This window comes from Bacillus sp. SJS (genome assembly GCF_000732485.2).
Taxonomy (GTDB): Bacteria; Bacillota; Bacilli; order Bacillales; family Bacillaceae; genus Metabacillus_B; species Metabacillus_B sediminis.
In genome coordinates, this window is record NZ_JAQV02000013.1 from 51,374 (window position 1) to 75,469 (window position 24,096).

32 protein-coding genes are annotated in these 24,096 nt (G+C 41.7%); 23 read left to right on the plus strand and 9 right to left on the minus strand.

Translation table 11 applies throughout. The features are described 5' to 3' along the window. Nucleotides 1-403 precede the first annotated feature (403 nt). The 4 genes from AS29_RS06730 (at nt 404) to AS29_RS06745 (ending at nt 3,712) form a co-directional block, all read left to right on the plus strand. Entirely contained in the window at nt 404-1,621 is a 1,218-nt protein-coding gene (locus AS29_RS06730; RefSeq protein WP_035407087.1) for an EAL-associated domain-containing protein, read from the plus strand. 50 nt (nt 1,622-1,671) lie between these two features. Next, nucleotides 1,672-1,902: a hypothetical protein gene (locus tag AS29_RS06735; protein WP_051860653.1), complete on the plus strand. Its 231-nt coding sequence runs from the start codon at nt 1,672-1,674 to the stop codon at nt 1,900-1,902. 128 nt (nt 1,903-2,030) lie between these two features. After that, nucleotides 2,031-2,558, plus strand: coding sequence for a DUF3993 domain-containing protein (locus AS29_RS06740; protein WP_082883763.1), 528 nt, complete (start codon nt 2,031-2,033; stop codon nt 2,556-2,558). 260 nt (nt 2,559-2,818) lie between these two features. Beyond that, nucleotides 2,819-3,712: a manganese catalase family protein gene (locus tag AS29_RS06745; RefSeq protein WP_035407096.1), complete on the plus strand. Its 894-nt coding sequence runs from the start codon at nt 2,819-2,821 to the stop codon at nt 3,710-3,712. Nucleotides 3,713-3,736: 24 nt separating this feature from the next. Here the strand turns inward: AS29_RS06745 and AS29_RS06750 are convergent, their stop codons facing one another. Both AS29_RS06750 and AS29_RS22035 read right to left on the minus strand, forming a co-directional pair. Beyond that, entirely contained in the window at nt 3,737-3,970 is a 234-nt protein-coding gene (locus tag AS29_RS06750) for a glutaredoxin domain-containing protein (RefSeq protein ID WP_035407098.1), read from the minus strand. Nucleotides 3,971-4,146: 176 nt separating this feature from the next. After that, nucleotides 4,147-4,524 carry an MBL fold metallo-hydrolase gene (locus AS29_RS22035; RefSeq protein WP_442854520.1) on the minus strand — a complete coding sequence of 126 codons (378 nt, stop codon included), beginning with the start codon at nt 4,522-4,524 and terminating at the stop codon, nt 4,147-4,149. Between the two features lie 371 nt (nt 4,525-4,895). Here AS29_RS22035 and AS29_RS06755 point away from each other — a divergent pair, with 371 nt between their 5' ends. From AS29_RS06755 to cbpB, 4 genes are all read left to right on the plus strand, one after another. Next, a complete protein-coding gene (locus AS29_RS06755) occupies nt 4,896-5,135 on the plus strand; it encodes a YkuJ family protein (protein ID WP_035407102.1) in 240 nt (79 codons plus the stop codon). A 100-nt stretch (nt 5,136-5,235) separates the two neighbouring features. Next, nucleotides 5,236-5,754 (plus strand): ribonuclease H-like YkuK family protein, encoded by a 519-nt coding sequence (locus AS29_RS06760; protein WP_035407105.1) that lies wholly within the window; start codon nt 5,236-5,238, stop codon nt 5,752-5,754. Nucleotides 5,755-5,841: 87 nt separating this feature from the next. Further along, a complete protein-coding gene (gene abbA / locus AS29_RS06765) occupies nt 5,842-6,030 on the plus strand; it encodes an antirepressor AbbA (protein WP_035407108.1) in 189 nt (62 codons plus the stop codon). Between the two features lie 121 nt (nt 6,031-6,151). Continuing rightward, nucleotides 6,152-6,598: a cyclic-di-AMP-binding protein CbpB gene (gene cbpB / locus AS29_RS06770; protein ID WP_035407109.1), complete on the plus strand. Its 447-nt coding sequence runs from the start codon at nt 6,152-6,154 to the stop codon at nt 6,596-6,598. 50 nt (nt 6,599-6,648) lie between these two features. On the opposite strand, the gene AS29_RS06775 is transcribed toward cbpB, so the two are convergent. Together AS29_RS06775 and AS29_RS06780 are read right to left on the minus strand one after the other, a co-directional pair. Further along, nucleotides 6,649-7,020, minus strand: coding sequence for a VOC family protein (locus tag AS29_RS06775; protein ID WP_035407112.1), 372 nt, complete (start codon nt 7,018-7,020; stop codon nt 6,649-6,651). A 12-nt stretch (nt 7,021-7,032) separates the two neighbouring features. Next, nucleotides 7,033-7,764 (minus strand): sulfite exporter TauE/SafE family protein, encoded by a 732-nt coding sequence (locus AS29_RS06780; protein WP_035407115.1) that lies wholly within the window; start codon nt 7,762-7,764, stop codon nt 7,033-7,035. A 106-nt stretch (nt 7,765-7,870) separates the two neighbouring features. Here AS29_RS06780 and AS29_RS06785 point away from each other — a divergent pair, with 106 nt between their 5' ends. The 7 genes from AS29_RS06785 (at nt 7,871) to AS29_RS21300 (ending at nt 12,650) form a co-directional block, all read left to right on the plus strand. Continuing rightward, nucleotides 7,871-8,761 (plus strand): LysR family transcriptional regulator, encoded by an 891-nt coding sequence (locus tag AS29_RS06785; RefSeq protein WP_035407117.1) that lies wholly within the window; start codon nt 7,871-7,873, stop codon nt 8,759-8,761. A gap of 98 nt (nt 8,762-8,859) precedes the next feature. Then, nucleotides 8,860-9,948 carry a low temperature requirement protein A gene (locus tag AS29_RS06790; RefSeq protein WP_035407119.1) on the plus strand — a complete coding sequence of 363 codons (1,089 nt, stop codon included), beginning with the start codon at nt 8,860-8,862 and terminating at the stop codon, nt 9,946-9,948. A gap of 117 nt (nt 9,949-10,065) precedes the next feature. Next, nucleotides 10,066-10,776 carry a 2,3,4,5-tetrahydropyridine-2,6-dicarboxylate N-acetyltransferase gene (gene dapD / locus AS29_RS06795; protein ID WP_035407121.1) on the plus strand — a complete coding sequence of 237 codons (711 nt, stop codon included), beginning with the start codon at nt 10,066-10,068 and terminating at the stop codon, nt 10,774-10,776. A 68-nt stretch (nt 10,777-10,844) separates the two neighbouring features. Next, nucleotides 10,845-11,969, plus strand: coding sequence for an N-acetyldiaminopimelate deacetylase (locus tag AS29_RS06800; protein ID WP_035407122.1), 1,125 nt, complete (start codon nt 10,845-10,847; stop codon nt 11,967-11,969). 55 nt (nt 11,970-12,024) lie between these two features. Beyond that, nucleotides 12,025-12,270, plus strand: coding sequence for a YkuS family protein (locus AS29_RS06805; RefSeq protein ID WP_035407124.1), 246 nt, complete (start codon nt 12,025-12,027; stop codon nt 12,268-12,270). Further along, nucleotides 12,206-12,484: a hypothetical protein gene (locus AS29_RS06810; RefSeq protein ID WP_156505882.1), complete on the plus strand. Its 279-nt coding sequence runs from the start codon at nt 12,206-12,208 to the stop codon at nt 12,482-12,484. Before AS29_RS06805 ends, AS29_RS06810 begins: the two co-directional genes overlap by 65 nt. Beyond that, nucleotides 12,477-12,650, plus strand: a complete 174-nt coding sequence (locus AS29_RS21300; RefSeq protein WP_156505883.1) for a hypothetical protein — start codon at nt 12,477-12,479, stop codon at nt 12,648-12,650. The genes AS29_RS06810 and AS29_RS21300 overlap by 8 nt, the downstream gene beginning before the upstream one ends. A gap of 225 nt (nt 12,651-12,875) precedes the next feature. Here the strand turns inward: AS29_RS21300 and AS29_RS06820 are convergent, their stop codons facing one another. Then, on the minus strand, nt 12,876-13,724 hold the full coding sequence (locus AS29_RS06820; RefSeq protein ID WP_035403864.1) for a mechanosensitive ion channel family protein: 849 nt from the start codon (nt 13,722-13,724) through the stop codon (nt 12,876-12,878). Between the two features lie 337 nt (nt 13,725-14,061). On the opposite strand from AS29_RS06820, the gene ahpA reads away from it, so the two are divergent. Further along, nucleotides 14,062-14,604 (plus strand): biofilm-specific peroxidase AhpA, encoded by a 543-nt coding sequence (gene ahpA / locus AS29_RS06825; RefSeq protein WP_035403865.1) that lies wholly within the window; start codon nt 14,062-14,064, stop codon nt 14,602-14,604. A gap of 65 nt (nt 14,605-14,669) precedes the next feature. Next, entirely contained in the window at nt 14,670-15,125 is a 456-nt protein-coding gene (locus AS29_RS06830; protein ID WP_035403867.1) for a TlpA family protein disulfide reductase, read from the plus strand. Between the two features lie 166 nt (nt 15,126-15,291). On the opposite strand, the gene AS29_RS06835 is transcribed toward AS29_RS06830, so the two are convergent. Then, entirely contained in the window at nt 15,292-15,903 is a 612-nt protein-coding gene (locus AS29_RS06835) for a hypothetical protein (RefSeq protein WP_035403869.1), read from the minus strand. A 228-nt stretch (nt 15,904-16,131) separates the two neighbouring features. Between AS29_RS06835 and AS29_RS06840 the strand changes: the two genes are divergently transcribed. From AS29_RS06840 to AS29_RS06865, 6 genes are all read left to right on the plus strand, one after another. Beyond that, entirely contained in the window at nt 16,132-16,332 is a 201-nt protein-coding gene (locus AS29_RS06840; RefSeq protein WP_035403871.1) for a cold-shock protein, read from the plus strand. Between the two features lie 170 nt (nt 16,333-16,502). Continuing rightward, on the plus strand, nt 16,503-17,975 hold the full coding sequence (locus AS29_RS06845) for a glycoside hydrolase family 32 protein (protein ID WP_035403880.1): 1,473 nt from the start codon (nt 16,503-16,505) through the stop codon (nt 17,973-17,975). Then, a complete protein-coding gene (locus AS29_RS06850; protein ID WP_051860466.1) occupies nt 17,972-18,517 on the plus strand; it encodes a GrpB family protein in 546 nt (181 codons plus the stop codon). Before AS29_RS06845 ends, AS29_RS06850 begins: the two co-directional genes overlap by 4 nt. 2 nt (nt 18,518-18,519) lie before the next feature. After that, nucleotides 18,520-19,056: a flavodoxin family protein gene (locus AS29_RS06855; RefSeq protein ID WP_035403873.1), complete on the plus strand. Its 537-nt coding sequence runs from the start codon at nt 18,520-18,522 to the stop codon at nt 19,054-19,056. 206 nt (nt 19,057-19,262) lie between these two features. After that, nucleotides 19,263-19,514: a hypothetical protein gene (locus AS29_RS06860; RefSeq protein WP_035403875.1), complete on the plus strand. Its 252-nt coding sequence runs from the start codon at nt 19,263-19,265 to the stop codon at nt 19,512-19,514. Between the two features lie 26 nt (nt 19,515-19,540). Beyond that, complete coding sequence (locus AS29_RS06865) at nt 19,541-20,887, plus strand: ATP-binding cassette domain-containing protein (RefSeq protein WP_035403877.1); 1,347 nt, start codon at nt 19,541-19,543, stop codon at nt 20,885-20,887. A gap of 123 nt (nt 20,888-21,010) precedes the next feature. On the opposite strand, the gene AS29_RS06870 is transcribed toward AS29_RS06865, so the two are convergent. The 3 genes from AS29_RS06870 to AS29_RS06880 form a co-directional block, all read right to left on the minus strand. Next, a complete protein-coding gene (locus AS29_RS06870) occupies nt 21,011-21,379 on the minus strand; it encodes a winged helix-turn-helix transcriptional regulator (RefSeq protein WP_035403879.1) in 369 nt (122 codons plus the stop codon). Between the two features lie 152 nt (nt 21,380-21,531). Next, on the minus strand, nt 21,532-22,704 hold the full coding sequence (locus AS29_RS06875) for an FtsW/RodA/SpoVE family cell cycle protein (protein WP_331712018.1): 1,173 nt from the start codon (nt 22,702-22,704) through the stop codon (nt 21,532-21,534). A 597-nt stretch (nt 22,705-23,301) separates the two neighbouring features. Beyond that, nucleotides 23,302-23,946 (minus strand): LysE family translocator, encoded by a 645-nt coding sequence (locus AS29_RS06880; protein WP_051860467.1) that lies wholly within the window; start codon nt 23,944-23,946, stop codon nt 23,302-23,304. Nucleotides 23,947-24,096: the final 150 nt, after the last annotated feature.

Below are 24,096 nucleotides of genomic sequence, written 5' to 3' on the forward strand. Positions count from 1 at the left end.
CGGGAAAGATATCGGCTATTTTGAGCGGATATCGACTATTTGGCTTAGTTCAACAAAGAGATGGATTTCTTAGGTTCCGCCCTCTTGAGCGTAAGGATCAGCATTCTGAATCAATGATGATCGCAGCCGGCGAACTTGACTGTCCCCTTTACGGACAAAGCCTGTAATGACCGGCTGCAAAAGGGGGGATCATTGGCTAAATTGAAGAGCGGAACGGTCGTAATTAAAGTACCACCGGCCAGATACAGGGATTTAACAACACCCATAACGCTGCACGTTCTTGAAAATTCATTCTTAATAGAAACCACTTGCCGGCAAAAAAAGGGTAGGATTGGACAAAGAGCTCCCCGTCAGAATTATGATATAATTTGCATAATAGAGACAGAATGAGGGGGAAAGAAGCATGGATGCTCTGGATATTCTTTCGAATAAACAAGATGTTGTGCCGTACTATCAAGCTATATTCAGTGCCGATGAACAAACCATTGCAGGTTATGAAGTGCTTGGGAGAATCCAGTCCCGTGGGGAGATTTTAAGTCTGGAGGACTTTTTTGAGGATGAAAATGTTCCCGATGAATACAAAATTGAGATTGATGATTACATAGTTGAACAGGCACTTGAGTATGCCCTTGCAGAGAAGCTGGATGCCCTAATTTTTATTAACCGGGATGCTAATTTACTTATGATGGATCACGGAGAAAGCTTTCTTGAACTATTGCTGCGTTTTCAGGCAAAAGGCTTGAAGCTTGAGCAAATTGCTATCGAGGTAACAGAGCATCAGTTTAAAGGGGATATTGAGCGTCTTCAGCATCTGATTCTTTATTACAGGACATACGGAATTAAACTTGCTGCTGCTAATATTGGCAGGGAAAGCAGTAACCTGGATCGAATTGGCAAGCTTTCACCAGACATTTTGAAAATTGATCTTCAGCCGCTAAGAATGACTTCTGCATCCGCATCTTACAATGATGTGCTGTATTCCATATCATTGCTTGCAAGAAAAATAGGTGCGTCCATTCTTTTTGAAGATATTGAGGCTAATTTTCAGCTTCAGTATGCCTGGAGAAACGGGGGGCGCTATTTCCAGGGCTTTTACTTAACCAAACCGGAAGCACAGTTTCTTAAAAAGGATTTATTGAAAAAGAAGCTTTCCAGTGAATTTCATCACTTTATCGTTCATGAGAAGAAGAAATTAGAAACCTTTTATGAGTTATCCGAACAATTTTATCAAAGAGTTCATCATCTTGCCCTAATCAATGAAAAGCTGTGCGACAGCCAGGACAAATTAATTACCATCCTGTCTAAAGAGCTTTCCGATTGCAGCTTCCGTATTTATATTTGTGACTCAGATGGTTTCCAGACAACCGGCAATATTTTCAAGGGGAGCGATGGCTGGGTCTTTCAGGAGCAATATAAGAATAAAAATTGGAGCTGGCGCCCGTATTTCTTAGAAAATCTCATGAAGATGAGAATTGGCAGAAAAGGCTTCTTTAGTGATTTATACAGCGACATCGAAACCGGTGAAACCATCCGAACTTACTCTTACCCTCTCGATGATGGCCATTACCTTTTTATTGATCTGCCCTATCAGTACCTCTACGATCAAAACGGGATGCTGTGAATGAAATTCCGCAATAGGCAGACAATAAGGGAAAAATAATGGAGGCATTTATGATAGCTTTAGGTGTCATTGCTCTGCTTATATTGGTGGCAGGACTTGTTATCACATTCCGTACTGGGATTTGGACACAGGCCAGGAACAAGGAATTTGATGTTTCAGCTCCAAAGCCGGTTCAAGCACACCCCTATCTATTTAACCCGATTTTTCTCGTTTATTTAGGAGCGGGGCTTCTTGTAATCGTACTGATTCTTTATTTTGTCTTTAAATATGGTGGTTATTAGGAAACAGAGTATTTTCACACGCTCTGTTTTTTTACGTTTCGTTTTAAAAAATAGTGGAATAACAAAGATATAAATGATTGGAGCCGGTAAATTACATCGATGTGCTAAAGGATGATAGGGAGGAATAAATGATGAAAGCGTTATCAACTATTGTTGCAGCATCTGTTTTATTTTTTTCAATGGGATCCCCGGCCACAGGTGAAACCGTATCGGTTAAAACCGATCGTCCGCATCAATCTGTTCAGGATCAAACTACTGTAAAGCAGCGTTCTTTTAACATGCTTCAGGCTGCATATCAGACTCAAATATCACTAAGCAGCAAAGAACGCACCAAATCAGAAATGAAGCGTATTCTGGCTCCATATTTTACGGATGATATGGCAGATATCTATTTAAAGCATAATGCTGTGAAAGGGCAAAAACAATTTATCGTATACGGCACTGATTTCCCTATATTATCCATTCCGTTTTTCAGCTATGGTCCAGAGACAAAACTCAAGGATAAGGGTGATAAAAGAATTATCTATCAATTTTTCGAAAAAACAGATGAGGGACCCGTTTCTTACGATAATCATTATGAAGCAGTAACATTGACTAAAACGGGTGGGAAATGGAAGGTGTCATCCATCACGGAAAGCAAAGAGGAACCTAAGTAAAATGGATGTTGACACAGAGAATGATAATCATTATCATTGAGTTACAAATAAACTGCTTTATGTTCCCGCTCCCCCAAAAAGTGAGGAATAATCTACCCGGTCCTTTTTGACCGGGTTTTTTCTTGTTTTTTTATAGGTTAAAGAAAGATATGAATTTAACCGTATCAATTATAGCCTGAAGAATTGTCTTAAATAAAGAATATGGCCATGCACCTCCCACATAGGTAAATAACAGTGCCTTATAAAAGGGAGGAATTTGCGTGTTTACTCGTATCGACCGCCTGCTCATTGATCTTCCAAAGCCCAAAAATCCAGATGCAAATGCAGCAGCGGCAGTGCAGGAGCTGCTTGGTGGAAAATTCGGTGAGATGTCTACCTTAAATAATTATCTGTACCAGTCTTTTAATTTTCGCAGCAAAAAAAAGCTAAAGCCATTCTATGATCTTGTAGCAAGTATAACCGCAGAAGAAATGGGTCATGTAGAGCTTGTGGCAAATACAATTAATCTGATGATTATTGGGACCACTCACCCTGGTCCGCCAGACTCTACCCCTATGAGAGAAGCAGTCAATAAAAGAAACACGCTGCATTTTATCTCTACTGCTCAAACCGCTTTTCCTTTTGACTCAATGGGGCGGGCGTGGACTGGAGATAACGTATTCAACAGCGGTAATCTTGTGCTTGATCTCCTTCACAACTTTTTCTTGGAATGCGGAGCGCGCACTCACAAGATGAGGGTATATGAAATGACAGATAACCCTGTTGCGAGGGAAATGATCGGCTACCTGCTTGTAAGGGGGGGCGTGCATGTTGTTGCTTATGCAAAAGCTTTGGAAATAGCTACAGGCGTTGATGTAATGAAAATGCTCCCTATTCCAAATCTGGATAATTCGAAATTTGCTTCTGCTAAAAAGTTTGAAGACTTAGGAGTGAATAGAAGGCTTTATACGTTCAGTGATCAATATTATAGGGATATCTATAAAATCTGGAAGGGAAGGGGGCCAAAGGGAGAGCCTCTCGAAGTGATAATTGGCCATCCTCAAGGTGTACCTGTCCCAGACCTTGAAGAGATTCCTGAAGAGTTCGCTCCGGGAATTTCGGAGGAGGATTTTCAGGAAATTGCCCGCCGTCTACAAAGATCAGCGGGCATTTAGAAGAAGCCGGTCGGCTTCTTCTTTTTACAGGACTAATTTTTCAAGTGCAGGAAGATCAAAACCTTTAACAGCGACCTCATCCACAGTAACCGTAGGTGTAGAATAGGATTGCAAGACGTTAATTAAGTGGTCTCTCGCTTTTTCGTCCTTCGTGATATCTATCTCTTCAAACATCACATGGTGGTGATCCAAAAATTGCTTGACGATTTTACATGGGGGACAGTCGGGCTGAGTGTACACCAAAACCTTTTTAGTCATATTTATCCCTGCTTTCTTTTTGCTTAAACTATGATATTAATGGACAAGGCCCATTGCGCTTACAGACAAATCAAGACTTAGAATATCATATACAGGATGATTATTGGGAATGATTTTGTCTTTAAGAGCTTTGAACACCCGTTTCTTTCATTCTTTCTCTGTTTAACATGCAATACCTAATAGAGGCAGATCTTCGGCGCTCGAAAATACTGCATCGGCAGCCCCAAGGAAGACATGCAGCATGATCCGAAATTCGGCAAGTACCTGATTTGGAACATTATGAGTCCAAAATGGCTCAAAAAAAATACTTCAGGGCGATAAGATTCCAGGCGTGCTGCAGAATCAATCATTACCTCAGGATTGAACTGGGTAGGAGAGGTGGAAGGAAGACAAAATCTTCCGAATAAATCACCCTCATTAAAAATCCCTAGAACGTCTCCGGTAAAAATCCCTTTACTTATTGGATTAAATATGCTGAAATGATGATTGGCATGTCCGGGTGAATCAATAAACTCCAGTGCACAATTTTCGCTAATCGCCAGTTGTTTTTTTATCCTTAAGAATTAGAAGCCGTTCTTCTTGGACAGGCAGAACCGGATCAAAAAGAACATCATAATGTTCTTAATAAACCTTCATGATACAAATATGCAGATGTCCCGCCCTTATTCCCTAAGTAATGGGTACCAATCATCCGTTGGGTCTGATCATCGTTTTACAAATCTTATTTTCCTTCTCCCTTTTGCCATTCCTCTTTTATTATTGTCCGGCAAAAGCTGTAAGAAAATTAGATGACTGCGGACATATTATCCTGAAGGCAAATGTGGTAAACTTTCTAATAGAAATAGGATGAAGCAATATGGTTAAGAATAGCAAATATGAGGAAAATAACTGATAAGAACAGGTTGTTCTTTGGAAGGAGAAAAAAATGTCTCAATTAACAGGTATTATCAGCCGTCTACAAAGTCTACAGGAAACAGCAGTGGGGAATGAACCTTCCCAGCGTTTTTTTGAAGTTGAAGGAGAGAAGCGCTGCAGCGTAAAATATTTCGAGAAAAACGAAATGTTTGAACTTGAAGTATTTGAAAAAGGCGGAAAACCGCAGACATATCAATTTGATAATATTGATATCATTGCTATTGAAATTTTCGACCTTTTACAAGCCTAATTAGGCATTTACATATTTTTAACATGATTGGGAGAAAAGGATAACATATCGGTTTTAGATTGCGTATAAGGTTAACAAGAACCTTTTAAGGAGATGCATGATGAGCGATACGGTTGCCTTTTATAATGTAACGGAAGAGAACATGACACTTCAGGATGTAATTTTACGCTTGAAATCCTTTATTCTCAAGGATCCGCGCTCTGTTTATGTGTTGTCGATCGGTACAGACTCCCATGTTCATTACAAGGAAACGAAATTTATTACAGCCATTCATCTTCATCGAGTGGGAAAAGGGGCCTGGGGATGTCTGAAAAATTATATCCTGCCCAGGCCGATTACTAGTGTACATGAAAAAATTTCGACGGAAACCGCGCTCAGTCAAGAATTGGCTTATTCTTTCATCACCCTTTATTTGGGAGAACTGACTGATATTCTCATCCCGTTTTCAGATGAAGGGGCTGATTTTTCCTTCGAAATCCATTTGGATATCGGAAGAAAAGGCGTTACGAAAGACCTCATTCAGGAAATGACAGGGAGAATTACAGCAATGGGGGTCGAAGCGAGAATTAAACCAGATTCTTACACAGCCTTCAGCTATGCAAATCGATATACAAAATAAGGAAAAAGTATGTCGAAAATTGCGTTTGACGAAGAAAACCCCTTTGATTATGCTTGTAGTGACAACAGGCAGCAGGGGGGCAAAAATATGGGTTTGGCAGATAAAAGACTCTCAAATGAAGAGCAGGAATTACTAATCAGTTTGTTAATGAAGCAAGAGTATGCCATTGAGCTATTGAGCAGTGAACTGAACGATATTGAAAACGGTGAGAAAGCTGTAGATATGGAAACTTACAAACAGCTCACAGTTCTTTATGACCGAATTCGTTTTGAATGATGTGATTACATAGAGAACGGTACTCCAGTCGGGTACCGTTTTTTTTTGACCGATTGTTTAAATTGTGATAACTACGGGTATTAGAAATACGCTATCTGCAAAATAGAGAGGAAGTACAGCAATGATTACTCTTCGCGCTGAAAAAATTATGGAAATTAACATTCAGGATTTAATGATTCCGGGCGACAAAGTTGCCCACGTGCAGCTGGGGAATAACTTGGAGCACGCCCTTCTTGTGCTGACAAGAACGGGCTATACGGCCATTCCGGTTCTTGATTCATCCTACAAATTACACGGATTAGTCGGTACAAATATGATTATTGATGCCATTATGGGTCTTGAACGGATTGAAGCTGAAAGACTTGAAGAGATTAAGGTGTCCGAGGTTATGAACCTTGATATTCCCAGGCTTAAAATTACCGATTCTGCAGCTAAAGGACTTGAAATTGTCGTGGACCACCCTTTTGTTTGTGTTGTGAGTGAAGAAGGGTATTTCGAAGGAATCTTTACAAGGCGTGAAATCCTGAAACAGCTGGACCGCCATGTGAAAAGATTAAATAAGGGCTGACTGACACCCTCCTGCCACCTAAGAGGAGGGTGTCAGTCTGAATGCCGGACTTATTTGTACTGCAAAAATTCAATCCGGTTTCCGAACGGATCCGCAAAACTGAAGCGGTCTCTACCGGAGATTGGAGGCTCCTCGTTCATGATTACTCCTGCCTCATGAAGCAGATTTCTTGCTGTTTCAATATTTGCTATTTCAAATGCAGGGTGCCTTTTGCTTCTTATTAGTTGCATATCTTCTAATCCGATATGCACCTCTATTTCACCAGCCCGGCACCAAAAACCCCCATTCTTGCTTAAACTTTCCGGCTTACTCATTTCGTTAAACCCAAGTGTTTCCAAATAGAATTCTCTTGCTTTCTCTTCAGAATCATAGGGAACACAAATTTGCACGTGATCGATTCTAATAAATTTAAACTTGTTCATGATGCTATCCCCCTATTGAATAAGCTGATAAACGATTTGTCCAATTAATAATAAGGTAACCCCTCTGATAATCCATTTTGCCGAGGCAAAAGAAATATGTTTAGCGGTCCTGACTGAAAGCTGTGCACCGATCAATGAACCAATGGCGAGCGGAATGGCTACTTTAAAACTGACCAGTCCAGCCGATAAATACATGGTAAAAGCTCCAATGCAGCTTATGAAGGTTTGGAACCTTGTGTAGGCTATAGATTGGAGATAGGATAGGCCGATCTGAAAATACATGTACATGCTTAATGTAGCCTGACCTGGACCGAAAAGTCCGTCATAAGCACCGATTCCAAATATCATGGGAAATGACTTGGCCGGGAGCTTACTGCTCTGATGGCTGTTTTTTTGCGGATTTTTTATCAAGCTTAGAAGAAGCGCAAAGGCCAAAAGAATAAGAGCGATGCCATTCATGAATTTTTCAGGTATTGCACCTGCAAGAAGCGCCCCTGTGATTCCTCCTGCCAAGGCGAAAGGAATGATCTTGATGACCTCTTTCATCTTTATTTCATCACTTTTCAGGAAAAAGAAAAAGCTTGAAAATGAGCTGATTGTGTTTGAAAATTTTGTAGCAGCGATAATTTGGTGAATGGGAAGTCCATACAAAATCATTGCCGGCATTCCAATCAGCCCGCCTCCTCCGGCAAGTGTCCCAAGAAAAGAAGTGATGGCTCCGATAAAGAGAAGCGGCCACTCCATATGCATTCCCCCTCTGTACATCCATTATATTCTGAACCGAAACATAATGAAATTACGAAAAAACTAGCATATAATATAAGAAAAACTTATTGAATGAGGGAACGCCTTGCAAATTACAGAATTAAGAATGCTGCTTGTCCTGTCAGAAGAAATGAATATGAGAAAAGCATCTGAACGATTATTCGTCTCCCAGCCAGCCCTGTCGCAGCGGCTGCAATCCATTGAAAAAGCTTGGGGAGTTAAAATCTTTATCCGGTCACAAAAAGGGCTTACGCTTACACCAGCAGGAGAAAAAATAGTTACGTATGCCAAGGATATGGTTCTGCGTGAAGAAAAAGTAAGAGAGGAGATTTCATCCCTGGAAGGGGAGGTCAGCGGAACGCTAAGACTAGCCGTCGCCTCTATTATTGGACAGCATTGGCTCCCAAAGGTGCTAAAAACATACGTTCAAAGATATCCCCAGGCTAAAATCTCCCTCATAACAGGATGGAGCAGCGAGATCATAAAAAGTTTATATGAAGACAATGTTCATATAGGCATTGTCAGAGGAAATCTCGAATGGCGCGGGGTGAAAAAGCATTTGCTGAGTGATGAACTGTATCTTGTAGACACGGAACTCCGCAATGCTGAAGAGCTGATGACAACAGAGCGTCCTTTTATCCAATTCCGCAGTGATTCCACCTACTATCAGGAAATACAGGACTGGTGGCACCGGAAATTTCAAACCTCGCCTAAGCGGACTATTGTAGTTGACCAGATTGAAACATGCAAACAAATGGCCTATAACGGCATAGGGTATGCGATCCTCCCGTCTGTGGCACTTGATGAGAATGAGCCGATTTACAAAGTCCCGCTCACGGATCCTGAAGGTAAGCCGATTGCGAGGGACACATGGATGCTCGGATATGAGGCAGCTTTCCAGCTGAAGCAGGTCCAGGCTTTTTTAGAGGTAGTCGAAGATTGGTCTAAGGAAGCAGAACGGGAAAACGGAATTTGAAAGCCTTGGATTCTTTTTGACCTTCACTTGCTTATCCTGCTGCTGATTTATGAAGAAAATATAAGAATGATTAACATGCCAAAGGAGGAAGGGAATCCATGGAAGTGAAAAAGGTAATGTGGCTAGAACTTTTTTATGACCTGATTTTTGTGGCTGCTGTTGCGAAAGCCACCCACTTGCTGCTGCATGTGGAACAAGGGATGGTACCGGCTGAATATTTGTTCAAGTTTGTTTTAATTTTCGTTCCTATTTGGTGGGCATGGGTTGGCCAGACGCTGTTTATTAACCGGTTTGGAGAGGATTGTTTTACCCAGCGAATATTTATGATCATTCAAATGATTTTTGTAGTATTAATGACAGCAAGTCTTTCTTTTGATTTTGACCCGTATTACTTGCCTTTTCTGATTGGGTATTCAGGAATTCGTTTCTTAACCTCAATGCAGTACTTATGGGTTCTCAGACGGGTAGATGATTCAAGCAAGCCAGCCGCAAAATATCTGGGCTTTGCCTTTTTAATTGGAATAACTATCTCCGGGTCATCCATTTTCTTTGATTCCTGGCTTCGATATTTTCTTTTATACCTTGGTATTTTTGCCGATATTGCCTTACCTGTTCTGGGGCGTAAATTTTTGGCCAAATCTCCTGCCAATGCTCCTCATTTGCTGGAGCGTTTTGGATTGTTTACGATCATTTTATTTGGAGAATCCATTGTTAGTTTAATTGCGATTCTGCATCTTGAAAAAGGAGATTTCAATGCAATCGTATTTGCTATTGTATCATTAGCAGTAGTGATAGCGATGTGGTGGCAATACTTTGACAACATTGAAAAAAGAGTAGATAAAGAAAAGAAAACAACCGGGCAGACCATTATATACGGACATTTATTTATCTTTATGTCGCTAAGCGCATTGGCAGCTGCTATTCAATTAGCTTTTCTTCATAAGATTGACTATCCGTTTTTATTATTGATATCTTTTGCAGCCGCTTTTCTGTATTTCTTTTCAACAACTCTTGTGTTTCATAGGTTCCGTTTTATCACTCAGCGGCTAACCATGTATCATCTTTTCTTTCTTCTGGCTATTTTGGGCGTATTCCTGATTTTTGATCTGATCATCGTCGTTCCAAGTATAGTGATTTTTATTCAGCTGGCCATATTCTTTATCATTTTTGCAAAAGTGACCGTTTAGCACTAAGATTATAGGCAGTCTCAAAACAGAATGGGCTTTGTGATGAATATGCTTGTCAATTAACCGCTCCGTTTGATAGAGTAAAAAAGATAATAAACTAGATGGAGGACGATACATATGAAAATGATGGATGCAAATGAGATTATTTCATTTATTCAAAATAGCACGAAATCCACACCTGTAAAGGTTTACGTTAAAGGTGATGTTGAAGGAATCGATTTCGGGGCTTCCTCTAAAACCTTTTTAAATGGCGGCAGCGGAGTCGTTTTTGGTGAATGGACTGACATTAAAGAAGCAATTGAAGCCAATGAAAGCAAGATTGAAGACTATGTTGTAGAAAATGACCGCCGCAACTCAGCGATTCCATTACTTGATATGAAAGGAATTAAAGCGCGCATTGAGCCTGGCGCCATTATCCGTGATCAAGTTGAAATCGGAGACAACGCCGTAATCATGATGGGTGCCTCCATTAACATCGGTTCTGTTATCGGAGAAGGAACAATGATTGATATGAATGTGGTTCTTGGCGGAAGAGCAACCGTTGGAAAGAACTGCCACATCGGTGCGGGTTCCGTACTTGCAGGTGTCATTGAGCCGCCTTCCGCAAAGCCTGTTGTGATTGAAGATGATGTATTGGTTGGAGCAAACGCTGTAATTCTTGAAGGCGTAACAGTCGGTAAAGGAGCAGTTGTTGCAGCTGGAGCAATTGTAGTTGAAGACGTAGCCCCTTACACAGTAGTTGCTGGAACCCCTGCTAAGAAAATTAAAGATATTGATGAAAAAACAAAATCTAAAATTGAAATCAAACAGGAGCTTCGTCAACTGTAAGAAGCTGCATATGCTGTGCGCGGGTGTCTTTCATCCGCGCATTGCTATATCTTTTGGAGGCTGATCAAATGCTCTCGCTGGAAAAAATGACTGCGATCCGCAGGGATCTTCATCAAATACCTGAGCTTGGTTTTCAGGAATTCAAAACCCAAAAATATCTGCTTCAGTTCTTTGAACAGCTTCCTGCAGACAGGTATGAATTAAAGAAATGGCGAACAGGATTGCTTGTTAAAGTAAAAGGAACGAATCCTTCAAAAATTATGGGCTACAGGGCGGATATTGACGGACTTCCAATTACAGAGGAAACAGGCTATTCCTTTTCATCCGCCCATGAAGGGATGATGCATGCATGCGGCCACGATTTCCACATGACGATCGGGCTTGCTATTGCAGAGCACTTTATCTTTCATCCAATTGCAGATGACCTCCTTGTTATTTTTCAGCCGGCAGAGGAAGGGCCGGGCGGTGCAAAGCCGATGATGGAAAGCAAGGAATTCCTTGACTGGAAGCCTGATTTCATTACAGCTCTTCATATTGCCCCTGACCTTACACCGGGAACCATTGGAACGAAACCCGGCTTGCTTTTTGCCAATACGTCAGAGCTTTTTATTGATTTGAAAGGGAAAGGCGGTCATGCCGCCTATCCTCATACAGCTAATGATATGATCGTTGCCGCAAGCCAGCTGGTCGGGCAATTTCAAACCATCATTTCAAGAAACGTCGATCCGCTTGACAGTGCTGTCATTACGGTAGGGAAAATAACAGGCGGCACGGTACAAAATATTATTGCTGAAAATGCAAGGCTGGAAGGGACAATCAGAACCCTTTCTGCACAATCCATGGGTAAAGTAAAAGAAAGAATAGAAGCCCTTGTAAAAGGACTTGAAATGGGCTATGAATGTGAAGCAAAGATAGATTACGGGGCAATGTATTACCAAGTATTTAACGAACCTGAGCTTACTCAGGAATTTATGGAGTTTGCGGACGGGCTTTCTTTTGTTCAATTTGAAGAAAGCAAGGAAGCGATGACAGGAGAAGACTTTGGATATTTTCTATCAGAAATACCAGGCTTCATGTTTTGGCTTGGCACCGGCTCGGAATACGGTCTCCATCATAGCAGACTCCAGCCTGATGAAACAGCAATGGAAACGGCCCTTCGCACAATGACCGAATATTTTTCATTCAAATCCTAAATTATGGAATAAACACCTCCGATTTGAGGCACCTTATCAGACAGGAGGTGTTTTTATGCCAAGAATAGGTGTAGAACAATCATTAACCAATGTAGAAGAAGCGCTTAAATCGATGGGCTATGATGTGGTGCAGATCCGCAGTGAAGAGGATGCCAAATCCTGTGACTGCTGCATTGTAACCGGTCAGGATAATAACATCATGGGAATCAGCAACACAGTTACAGAAGGTTCTGTCATTGAAGCGAGCGGATTATCAGCTGAAGAAATTTGCCAGCAGGTACAGCATCGTTTTAATCAGTAAAAAGCCAGCGCAGCTGGCTTTTTTGTTTGGAATGGCTGGGCAAGAGGTTAACAAGGGGGATATGAGAGTTTGGTGCCAGGCATCACGAGGGAAAGAGTGCGATGCCAGGCAAGAATGCCAGGCACGTAGGGGAAAAGAGTGCGATGCCAGGCAAGAATGCCAGGCATGGATAGAAAAGAGTGCGATGCCAGGCAAGAATGCCAGGCATGGATAGAAAAGAGTGCGATGCCAGGCAAGAATGCCAGGCACGGAGAGAAAAGGATGCAATGCCAGGCAAGAATGCCAGGCACGTAGGGGAAAAGAGTGCGATGCCAGGCAAGAATGCCAGGCATGAAGGGGAAAAGAGTGGGATGCCAGGCAAGAATGCCAGGCATGGATAGAAAAGAGTGCGATGCCAGGCAAGAATGCCAGGCACGGAGAGAAAAGGATGCAATGCCAGGCACGGAGAGAAAAGGATGCAATGCCAGGCACGGAGAGAAAAGGATGCAATGCCAGGCATGGAGGGGAAAAGAGTGCGATGCCAGGCAAGAATGCCAGGCACGGAGAGAAAAGAGTGCAATGCCAGGCAAAAACACTAGAAAAAAAGAGCCTCAATGGCTCTTTTATCATGCGTTACCTGAAGGCTCTTTTTTCTCCATATAAACCTGATGAGGAAATGGGATTTCAATGCCATTAGCATCAAAAGCTTCTTTAAATGCTTTTCTTAATATGCGTTCGGCTCCCCATTGTTCTCCGTTTTCTGTTTTTGCTATAACCCGGATCACTACGTCTGAGGCTCCAAGAGTTTGTACACCGATGACGTTTGGTCCTTCTACAATTGATGGCGTTTCGGCTGCCACTTTATCACACACATCCTGCATCACTTTAATTGCAAAGTCAATGTCATCGTCATAAGATATTCCAATGTCAACAAGTGCCCGCATGTTGCCCCTGGTATGGTTGCTAAGATTTGTGATCTCCCGATTCGGGACGTAGTGCAGCGTGCCGTCAAACCCGCGGATTTGGGTAGTTCGAAGGCCAACCTGTTCAACGATTCCAGAGAAACCAGCTGTCGTAATATAGTCTCCGACGTCCAGCTGGCGTTCAAGAAGCAGGAAAAATCCAGTTACAACGTCACTGACAAGTCCCTGTGCACCAAAGCCAATAGCAAGCCCTACGACACCGGCTCCTGCCAAGAGGGCAGTGGCATCGTATTCAAAGACCTGAAAAACCATTACAACGAAAATAAAAACCAATATGTATCCAAAAACGTTTAAGGACAGACTTTGAAGGGTCATTGCCCTGCCGGGGGATACCTGCTGACGGTTTTGAACCTTTTGGAAGGCTCTTTCAATTAGACGGCTTCCGATTGCTTTGACAATAAGGAAGGCGATTAATATGATGACGAGTTTAAGTGTGATGATTCCTGCATTTGTCAGCAGCCCAGCCCAGTTGATTTTCTGTATTATATCCATTTGCATCTTCCTTTCTTTCCAAACAATAGGGGATAAGCTAATCTTTTTGTTACCCTTCCCCAAGCATGTTAAACTTAAATTGCTCCGGGAAATGAAAATTCATTGACCAGTTTAACATAGGTTTTTTCTTAATAAAAACAAAAACCTTCATGTTTTGCATGATTTAGGGTATAACAAATAGAGTGTTAATCAGTATATCCGCTAATTAAATTAATTATCATTTAACATTGACTAAAAATAGCTATCTGCTATAATAGGCAATGTGAAAAATGAATAGGTGTTGAGAAAAGACCATTTTTTTTCTCAATTGCTTTAATAAATACTGGAGGGATACATAATGGCAGAACGTATGGTAGGAAAACAAGCACCCCGTTTTGAAATGGAAGCCGTATTGGCTAACAAAGAGTTTGGCAAAGTAAGTCTTGAAGAGAACATGAAAAACGATAAGTGGACCGTTCTTTTCTTCTATCCGATGGATTTCACATTTGTTTGCCCGACTGAAATCACAGCAATGTCTGACCGCTATGATGAGTTCGAAGATCTTGATGCTGAAGTAATCGGTCTTTCTACAGATACAATCCACACTCACTTAGCTTGGATCAACACAGATCGTAAAGAGAATGGTCTTGGAGATCTTCGTTATCCGCTTGCTGCAGATACGAATCACGCTGTATCACGTGATTACGGAGTACTAATTGAAGAAGAAGGCGTAGCACTTCGCGGGCTTTTCATTATCAACCCTGAAGGCGAGCTTCAATATCAAACCGTATTCCACAACAACATCGGCCGTGACGTGGATGAAACACTTCGTGTGCTTCAAGCGCTTCAAACTGGCGGACTTTGCCCTGCTAACTGGAAGCCAGGACAAGCTACACTTTAATTGAATAGCTGAAGGTCTAACTGCTGTTAGGCCTTTTTCTTACTAAAAAATGCAGGAGGGCTATTATGAAACTACGTGAACCAATGCCGGAACTGAACGGCGCAGTGGAATGGCTGAATGGCCAGGTAACAAAAGAGGAGCTTACAGGGGAAAAACCTACATTAATCCATTTCTGGTCTGTTAGCTGCCATCTTTGCAAGGAAGCTATGCCTCAGGTTAACCAGTTCCGTGATGAATATAAAGACAAATTGAATGTCGTCGCTGTTCATATGCCGCGTTCAGAAGATGATCTAAGTCTGGATGCGATTAAAAAGACAGCCGAAGAGCATGGGATCCATCAGCCGATTTTCGTTGATAGTGAGCATAAACTGACGGATGCTTTCGAAAATCAATATGTACCAGCTTATTATGTTTTTGACAAAGAAGGCAATCTGCGTCATTTCCAAGCCGGGGGAAGCGGAATGAAAATGCTTGAAAAGCGTGTTAACCGCGTCCTTTCCGAAACAGAAAACGCTGAATAAATGGAAGCCCGGTGTTCAATTATGAACACCGGGCTGTTTTAATCTCCCCTTTGCGTTTTATCAATAGCAGCCTGAGGATGGGCTGTACACTGTCCCCGAAGTTATGTATATTCACTTTCAATACGTTGAACCGCTCTTCAATTTGACTGAATGCTCATGCATGGGTTCATGATTTATCCTCTATTCCGGAATGATGGGACCGTTTGGATTGTAAGATGGCTATTTGTAATCCTGCCAAAGGAAATAAGCACCATTTTTCAGAACCGGGCTTCTCTCTTTTCATCCACCAATAGGAGTAAATAACAAGCACGATGAAGTCGGCAGTCATTACACTGACAAGCTTGGATTGCATAAAAGCTTCCTGATAAGCGCTGAATCTGCCTTGAAGCAGTCCGTATACATATAAGGATAACGTCGCCAGCAGGAGTGGCAGGATGACTAGATTGCTTAATAGGATTCTGCCTGCTCTTCTAACGTTACTGCGCTTCTTGCGGTCTTTCCCTTTAAAAAATAAATAGGGCAAAAGGGAGAATGCACCTAATCCAAATGATAATAAAGCAAATGGCCATGCCGGTACAGAATAATGATCCTGGCGAAGGTATAATCCTGACCAGACAATTGGAAAAATGCCAAGAAAAGAGAATACCATCATAATTAGCGGATCAAGTTCCTTGTAATTTCCAGCTAATAAGCTTTTAAGGACCGGATCCTGCAGTCCACCCTGCCCGGGAGCTAAAAACAGGGCATAGGCAACGAGTATGAACCAAAGCCATTTCATAATAAAATTCAACTCCGATTCGAAATAATTTTCAAGTAAGGTTGTACTTTTTATTTAAATATAGTATGATGATACTTGTAAAGTTAAAGTGTTCCATTTCCTCTTGAAGTTCACATACAATAGGGATGTATCTCACGTGACACTTTAGGGATGCTGCTTATTGTATGTGAATTTTTTATTTACACAGGTAAAGGAAATGCGCATAAATAAATTTTTGGAGGTACCAACATGGAAACAGGTACAGTAAAATGGTTTAACTCAGAAAAAGGATTCGGATTCATCCAACTTGAAGATGGAAACGATGTATTCGTTCACTTCAGCGCTATTCAAGGTGAAGGTTTCAAAACTCTTGAAGAAGGCCAAAAAGTTGAATTCAACGTTGTTGAAGGCCAACGCGGACCTCAAGCAGAAAACGTTACTAAACTTTAATTTTCTGACTTAACCGTCTAAAGTCTTGATTCATTTTTATGAATCAAGGCTTTTTTATATTCTTTTCTGAAACTGTCTGGAAAGATCATCACATACATGCGATGATTGATGATATCAGCATTGAAATGATAGCGCTTTAATAGGGGGATTTTAAATTGAATCAGGATTACATAAGGAAGATTCAATCAGCAGATGCAGCGGTTTCTGAAAAAGGAGCAGCGATTAGAGAGAGTTCACATAGACTTGGCTATCATATTAGTGCCCCTTCTAATTGGATCAATGATCCTAACGGATTAATTCATTTTAAGGGAGAATATCATGTGTTTTATCAGCATCATCCTTTTGGAGAGGATTGGGGCCCGATGTATTGGGGGCATGTGAAAAGCAAGGATCTTGTTCACTGGGAACAGCTTCCGATTGCTCTGGCGCCCTTTGAGGAGTATGACCGTGATGGATGCTTTTCAGGAAGTGCTGTAGAGGAAGATGGGTTGTTAACTCTAATATACACCGGGAATGTATGGCTGGATGATCAGCAAAAGGAACTGAAGCAGGTTCAGTGTATAGCGAGAAGCGAAGATGGAATTTCCTTTACTAAGGACCCTCAAAATCCTGTTTTGGAATTTGTGCCTGAAGATGGATCAAGTCACTTCAGAGACCCTAAAGTGTGGAAAGAGGGTTCATTTTGGTATATGGTGCTTGGCACACAAAAAGATGGGTTAGGCAAGGTGGTTCTTTACCGTTCAGAAAAATTGACCGACTGGGAATATTGCGGAGTCCTGGCTGAAAATAGGAATGAAAACCTGGGGTTTATGTGGGAATGCCCTGACTTGTTTGAACTGGGGGGGAGACGTGTTCTTCTCATCTCTCCTGAAGGAATGGAACAGGAGGGGCCTCTCTATGCCAATTTAAAGCAGACTGGCTATTTTGTTGGGGACTTTTCCTATGAAACGCTGAAGTATGACTATGGTCATTTTGAGGAGCTTGATAAGGGGCATGACTTTTATGCAGCCCAAACATTTCTGGATGATACCGGAAGACGCATCCTAATTGCCTGGATGGATATGTGGGAACAGGAAATGCCATCAAAATGCGATGGATGGGCGGGTGCGTTAACCATACCCCGGGTTCTTTCACTAAGCAAAGAAGGACGCGTGCTTATGAATCCGATTGCGGAGCTTGAATCTCTTAGAGGTGAAAAAAAAGTTTCCCTGCAAGAGATTACAGTTGAAGAAGAATGTACGATTGGATTTGCTGATATGGCTGAAATCATAGTTGAATTTGCAGTCGAAGATCCGCACCTCAAGGCATTCGGAATAAAGCTGAGATGCGGTGCTGAAGAGGAGACGGTTGTAACAGTTGACCTGACATCTTCTAAGCTTACTCTGAACAGGGAGAAGAGCGGCAGGGGTCCTGGCGGGGGAATTCGTGAAGCGGACCTGTTGAGACCTGAGAGGATCAAGCTTCATATTTTTTTGGACCGTTCATCGGCAGAGATATTTGCAAACCAGGGAGAAGCGGTTATGACTTCTAGAATTTATCCAGAGGGAACCAGCACTGCTATTAAGTTATTTTCAATTGGCGGGAAAGTTTGTGCTCAGTCAGTAAATGTATGGAAGCTTAATGAAGGATATATAAAACGATGAGAATTGAACTTATTCCCTACCAGAGAAGCTGGCAAGAAGAGTTCCTAATGCTTAAGGAGCGGCTTGAGCACCTGCTAGCCCCTCTTGCACCAGAAATTGAGCACATTGGAAGCACGGCCGTACCCGGATTATGTGCAAAACCTATCATTGATATTATGGTCGGTTTAAAAGAAGAAGCTGAACTGGATGTTTCAGCAGGACTGCTGGAAGGTACGGAATTCTTCTATATGCCGGTATACAATGAGCAAATCCCGTTTAGGCGATTCTTCATAGGCGCGAAAAAGGGTGTTCAACCCGGAGAAGTCGTCCATAAGAATCGTTCCAGTCATCTTCACATTGTTCCCATTGAATCGGAGTGGTGGAATGAGCACTTGCTTTTCAGAGAGTATTTAAAGAGGAACGATGCTGCAAGAGACATTTATGCAAAAGTGAAAAAAGATTTGAGCATGCACGAATGGTCACATGGGAATCGCTATGCAGAGGCGAAAACGGATGTGATACGCGGCCTTTTACAGGATGCAAAAAAGAAAGCAGGAGATTGAGTATGAAGATATTAGCTATCTATGGAAGTTCAAGAAAAGAAGGGAATTCTCATCTGCTGGCAGAGAAAGTATTGGAAGGTATCAATCATCATTCTGTCTGGCTTAAAGACTATCAAATAATGCCAATCGAGGATGGACGCCATGAAGCAGAAGGCTTTAAACCGGTGGAGGATGATTATGATGAAGTCATCGAAAGGTTTATGGACGCGGATCTTGTGGTGTTTGTCACCCCTCTATATTGGTATGGGATGTCCGGATTAATGAAAACATTTGTTGACAGATGGTCTCAAAGCTTGAGGGATGAACGATATTCCTTTAAAGAGCTTGTTAAAGGCAAGAGAGGCATAGTAATCATCGCGGGCGGAGACAAACCCAAATTAAAAGCCCTGCCTCTTGTACAGCAGTTTTCCTTGATAATGGAGTATATGGGAATGGAATTTAACGGGTATTTGATTGGTGAGGGAAATAAACCAGGTGAGGTTTTGAATGATGATGCAGCGGTAAATACCGCAGCGGAATGGAATAAAAGGTTGAAATAAAACGAAACATGCAGCGTGGCGCTGCATGTTTTTTTTTGCGGAAATATTGCGGGGGCAGATCATTTATATGAAAGATAGCCTGCATCGTAGGTCGTGAATTAAAGAATTTCATCGAATGGTCTGGCTAATTTCACTGTATACCGATATATTATTGTGTACATTGAAAAATATGGCAGTTTGCTTTCAGCAAGATCGGGGATGAATCAATGAATGACTTTAAACAACTAGCTTATTATTGCGGTATCTATAAAAGAAATTTTTATCTGCCCAGTTTATTTTTGTTTCTTCTTCAGTGCTTCATCTTAAGCTCACTTATCCTCCTGGAGCAGGTTGCTGATAATCTATTAGATCATCATGCTTCGATATCTGCTGGGACAGCTGGATCAATGGCAGGGATCCTGATCGTTGGCTGCCTATTTTGGGCTCTTCACAAAAAAAGCGCAACAGGCAAGGGGTAAAAATAGCAGAAACTCTTAATTCGGAAATGTATAAGAAGCTAAGGGAGTCTTCCTGCCATTCTTTTGATGAAAAACGGGTAGATCAGCTAATGGCAGATTTCGAATCGGATGTATACAGAATCCGGTTATTTTTTTCGGAAGGGATCTTTAAGCTCATTCATTTCCTTCTTTTATCCGCCATGTATCTGGTTGTTATGTTTATGTATTCCGTTCCTCTCTTCCTTTCGGCATTGATTGTTCTCCCGGCTTGGGGATTTGTATTGTATCAGTCGGAAAAGGCTTTGATTCATAAACAACGAAACGAGTTCGATTCCTTAATCAGTAAGCCGAATGATGATTGGACCGGCCTGAATGCATTTCTTCCTCGCCGCAGCCGCTTAACGTATGCAGAAATTCTATGGGCAGGCTTTTTCTTTGTGTGCGGGGGACTTATTGCCTGGACGGGTATTTTGGAAATAGGAAAATTCATAGCAGTAATGGTTTTATGGGGCATGATCCTGTATTTTTTACCGGTCTTTTGCAACGAGCTTACTCAAATGCATTTGGCAGAATCATCTTCCGGCAGGCTGCTCAAGGTATTGAGGTCCTCTAATCAGGCTTCCCAGGCTTTGACTCCAAGATTGAGAAGGGGATATATGCAACTTGAAGAAGTGTTTTTTTCTTACAGCCAAAACAGCATGCACGCGGTCAATGCGATATCATTTATGATGACCCCGGGAAGAACCATTGGAATAATTGGAAAATCCGGGTCTGGAAAAACAACGCTGGCCCATTTGATGACCGGGTTTTATACTCCTGAACGGGGACGGATAACGTTTGATGGTGAAGAGCTGAATCAAAAGCCTCCGGCTGCATCGATTGCCGCGGTTTTTGAATATTCATCATTAACTGCAGATACCGTAAAAGCAAATATTGCCTTTTCAAAACCTGAGGCACCTATGAGTGAGATTATAGAGGCTGCAAAGCTTGCTCATGCGCATGATTTTATCATGGAACTGCCTGAACAATATAATACGGTTCTTCTGGGCTCGGGGTTTTCGAATAGTCAAATGCAGCGTCTTGCAATTGCGAGGTCACTATGTGTAAATCCGGGTATCCTTATACTGGATGATGCTGCAAGTGAAGTGGACATTCAGACTAGACAAAAAATCTATCGGGGCATTAAAGGAATGAAAGGCAGCAGAGCAATCATAATTTTGGATGATTCTGTTGAAGCGGTCTGTCAGGCAGACGAAATATTTGTGTTGTGCAAAGGCATCATTGCTGAAAGAGGTACTCATAAAGAATTGCTTGAAAGAGAAGGAATTTATGCAAGGCTGCTTAATAACGAAATGGAACAGGAGGGCACCCGGCCTTTAAAGAACAGAGGCTGACTTATCATCGCATGGGCAAATAGCTTAAGCGGTTTTCACTTTAATTTCATTAAGGAAGCATTCTTTGATGATCCCTGTATTGTTAAAGCACGAAAAGGATGGCCTTATGCGGGCCATCCTTTTTCAATGGATATGGAGTTCTTCTTCTGCTTCCGGCATAAGCACTTCGCTCTTATCAGGGTAGACGCGTTCAATATGCTGTTCTCCCCAGGCACACAGCGAATCAAGAATTTCCTTAAGAGACCAGCCGTAGTCAGTAAGGAAGTATTCAACCTTTGGAGGCACTTGATTATAAACTTTTCTTTCAATGACACCGTCATCTTCCAGCTCACGAAGCTGCTGAGTCAGCATCTTTTGCGTAATTCCGGGCATCAGCCGTTTTAGTTCACCGGTCCTCCGTTTCGCTTTAATAAGGTGGCAAAGTATAACTACCTTCCACTTTCCGCCAATCACCTCGAGTGCTGCTTCAACAGGTATATTGTATTTTTTCATTCGTCACACCGCCTTTTTATAATGCTTATATGATAAGTATAGTGCCTAGTGCAATAAAAGACTATACGTTACTTTTAGGTACCTATGTCTGAAGCAGCATACAAAAAGCCCCCGTTCATTGAATGAACGGGGGCTGCTTGCCTTTTTACGATTTAATTATCTCCTGAAAACATTGAACGTTTTTGCTGATAAGAGATATTCAGAATCAATCCAAGACCGAACATCGTTGCCAGCACCGAACTTCCCCCATAGCTTAGTAAAGGGAGGGGAATTCCTGTAATAGGGAGAAGTCCTATTACCATGCCGATGTTTTGAAATACGTGGAACATAATCAAACCAATCATACCCACGCAAATATATAATTCGAACATGTTTTTCATTTGATTAAACCCGATGATGACAATTCGATAAATGAGGATGAAATATAAACAAACGACAATACAAGCTCCTATAAACCCAAATTCCTCTCCGATCATTGTAAAGATGAAATCAGAATGTGCTTCCGGAATATAGACCTCGCCGCCGCCGATGCCTTTTCCAGAGATCATACCGGAACCAATTGCGGTAATGGATTGTTTCAGCTGATAGCTGATATCCGAGCCGTATTTTGCCGGATCCAGCCATGCATAGATTCGATTTACTTGATACTGATCCACAAAAAGCAGCAGCCAGTCCATTTTATATAGAAATAAAAAGACAAGGGTGGAGACAGCAGTAACGGCAAATCCCACGATCACGCTAATTATTTTCCAGCTGATACCCGAAACGAAAATAACCGTCCCTGTAATAACTAAAATAACCAGTGATGTTCCGAAATCATTTTGCTTCAGAATTAAAAGGATGGGGACGCCTGAGGTTATTCCGACTTTTAAAAGATACTTTAAATCGCTGTATATATCGCCCATTTCATGTGATTCGCTGTGTTTTTTCGTTATATACGAGAGCATCAGTATGACGAATATCTTCATATATTCGGAAGGCTGGACTGAACCAATTCCTGGAATTTTAAACCATGCTCTGGCTCCATTTATCTCGGGAACCAGACTGGCAGGAGCAACCAGGATTAATACGAGCATCAGCAATCCGAAGCCATAGAGAAATGGAGTAAGTCTCTCAATTTGTTCAAAGTCGAATGTTAAAACTCCTGCAATGATAATAGCACCTATAGCAAACCATAATATTTGTTTGATTAGAAAATTCTCATTGTACTGACCATGGCTTTGCGCACTGTATATGGCAATACAGCTTGAACACATAATTAAAATTAATACCATTACCAAATTACTGTCAAAAAAGCTTTCCTTAAAACGCTGCAATCCTATCACCTTTCTTAATCCTCTTTATGGGAATACCTGTATCATGACTTCTTCAAGGTGTTTGTGTCGTTTATCGAAAATTTGTCCTTATTCTGTAACCCCGCAAAGGACAGCCATCCCTCAAAATTAGTGCACTATAGAAGCTGTTAAGGAATGGAAGATACAGCGCTGATTGACAAAAGTTTCCGCAAGAATATTGATTCCAGCCTGCTTAAACACTATCTATCATCCTACCACAATCCATTTCATTTTTGTGAGAAAAAAAGCTGTTTATAGACCTATAACCAATTAGACGTAAAAATTGAAGCTATGGTTTCACCTAGTTCCCCGCTCAATAGGCAGGGAACTAGTTTGAGAATGAAAAAGATGGTGCTTGCTGCATCTGCATCCTTTAGCATCCCTTTCTGAGGTGAATCGGGCTTTTTGATTCCAGCCATTACGGTTATTAAAGTGAACATTTGGTTTTAAATGCCGAAAAAGTGTGGACATGGAACACTCAATCCCTTTCATAGTGCTGGGGCTGGGCGCTGGATTCATACATAGATATTAGGAGGAATGCTCTTTAATTCATACTGGCATGAACCTGCAGGAAACAGGTAAATCCCTCTAACTAAATGCATGAAAAAAATCCCATACAAGCTTAAAAGAAAATGCAATGAGCATCAGTCCGGCAGCAAAGCTTATTTTTTTCATCATGTTGTCAGAAATAAGATTTCTTCCAAAATGAACCGTGAGCGCCACATTCAAGTTCCAAAGAAAGATCCCAAGAATAATGAAAAAGCTGTATCCCAGTATGTGCGTCCATTCCGCTGAAGGTGAAAATCGGGAAATGGCAGCACCATAAATTCCGAACCAAAAAAGGAAATTAAAGGGGTTGGCAAAAGCGATCAGGAACCCGGTTAAAAAGCAATGAGGGAGAGAGTATGATCCTGTTTCTGATAATTTGATGAGGGCATCCTTTCTAAAAAAGACTAGAATGCTTTTTGCGCCAAGCCTGAAAAGAAGTACAGCCCCTGCTGCCATTAGAAAGAAGGATACAGCAGGATGCTTGAATAACGGGAGCAACCCGGCAGCGATGGATCCCATATAAAATAAATCCGCTGTGAGTGCTCCGATTCCTGTAAGCCAAGAGGGCCAGAAGCCTCCTGTCATTCCTTTTTTTATCATCTCAAGCTTAACCGGTCCTAATGGTGCAGCTAAGCTGATGCCTAAAACGAGCGGTGTGAGTATCGCTAATAATCCATCCTCCATATCATTTCACTCCTATGCGGCTAGTCCTAAAAACAGTCTATTCACACAGGATGGGGAGGCATTCTATATTTCACTTTTTAAAGCTACCCTGAAAATAACTTCTTGAAAAAGACAACACGAAGCTAAGGGTGCCTAGATTTCGTTTTTTTT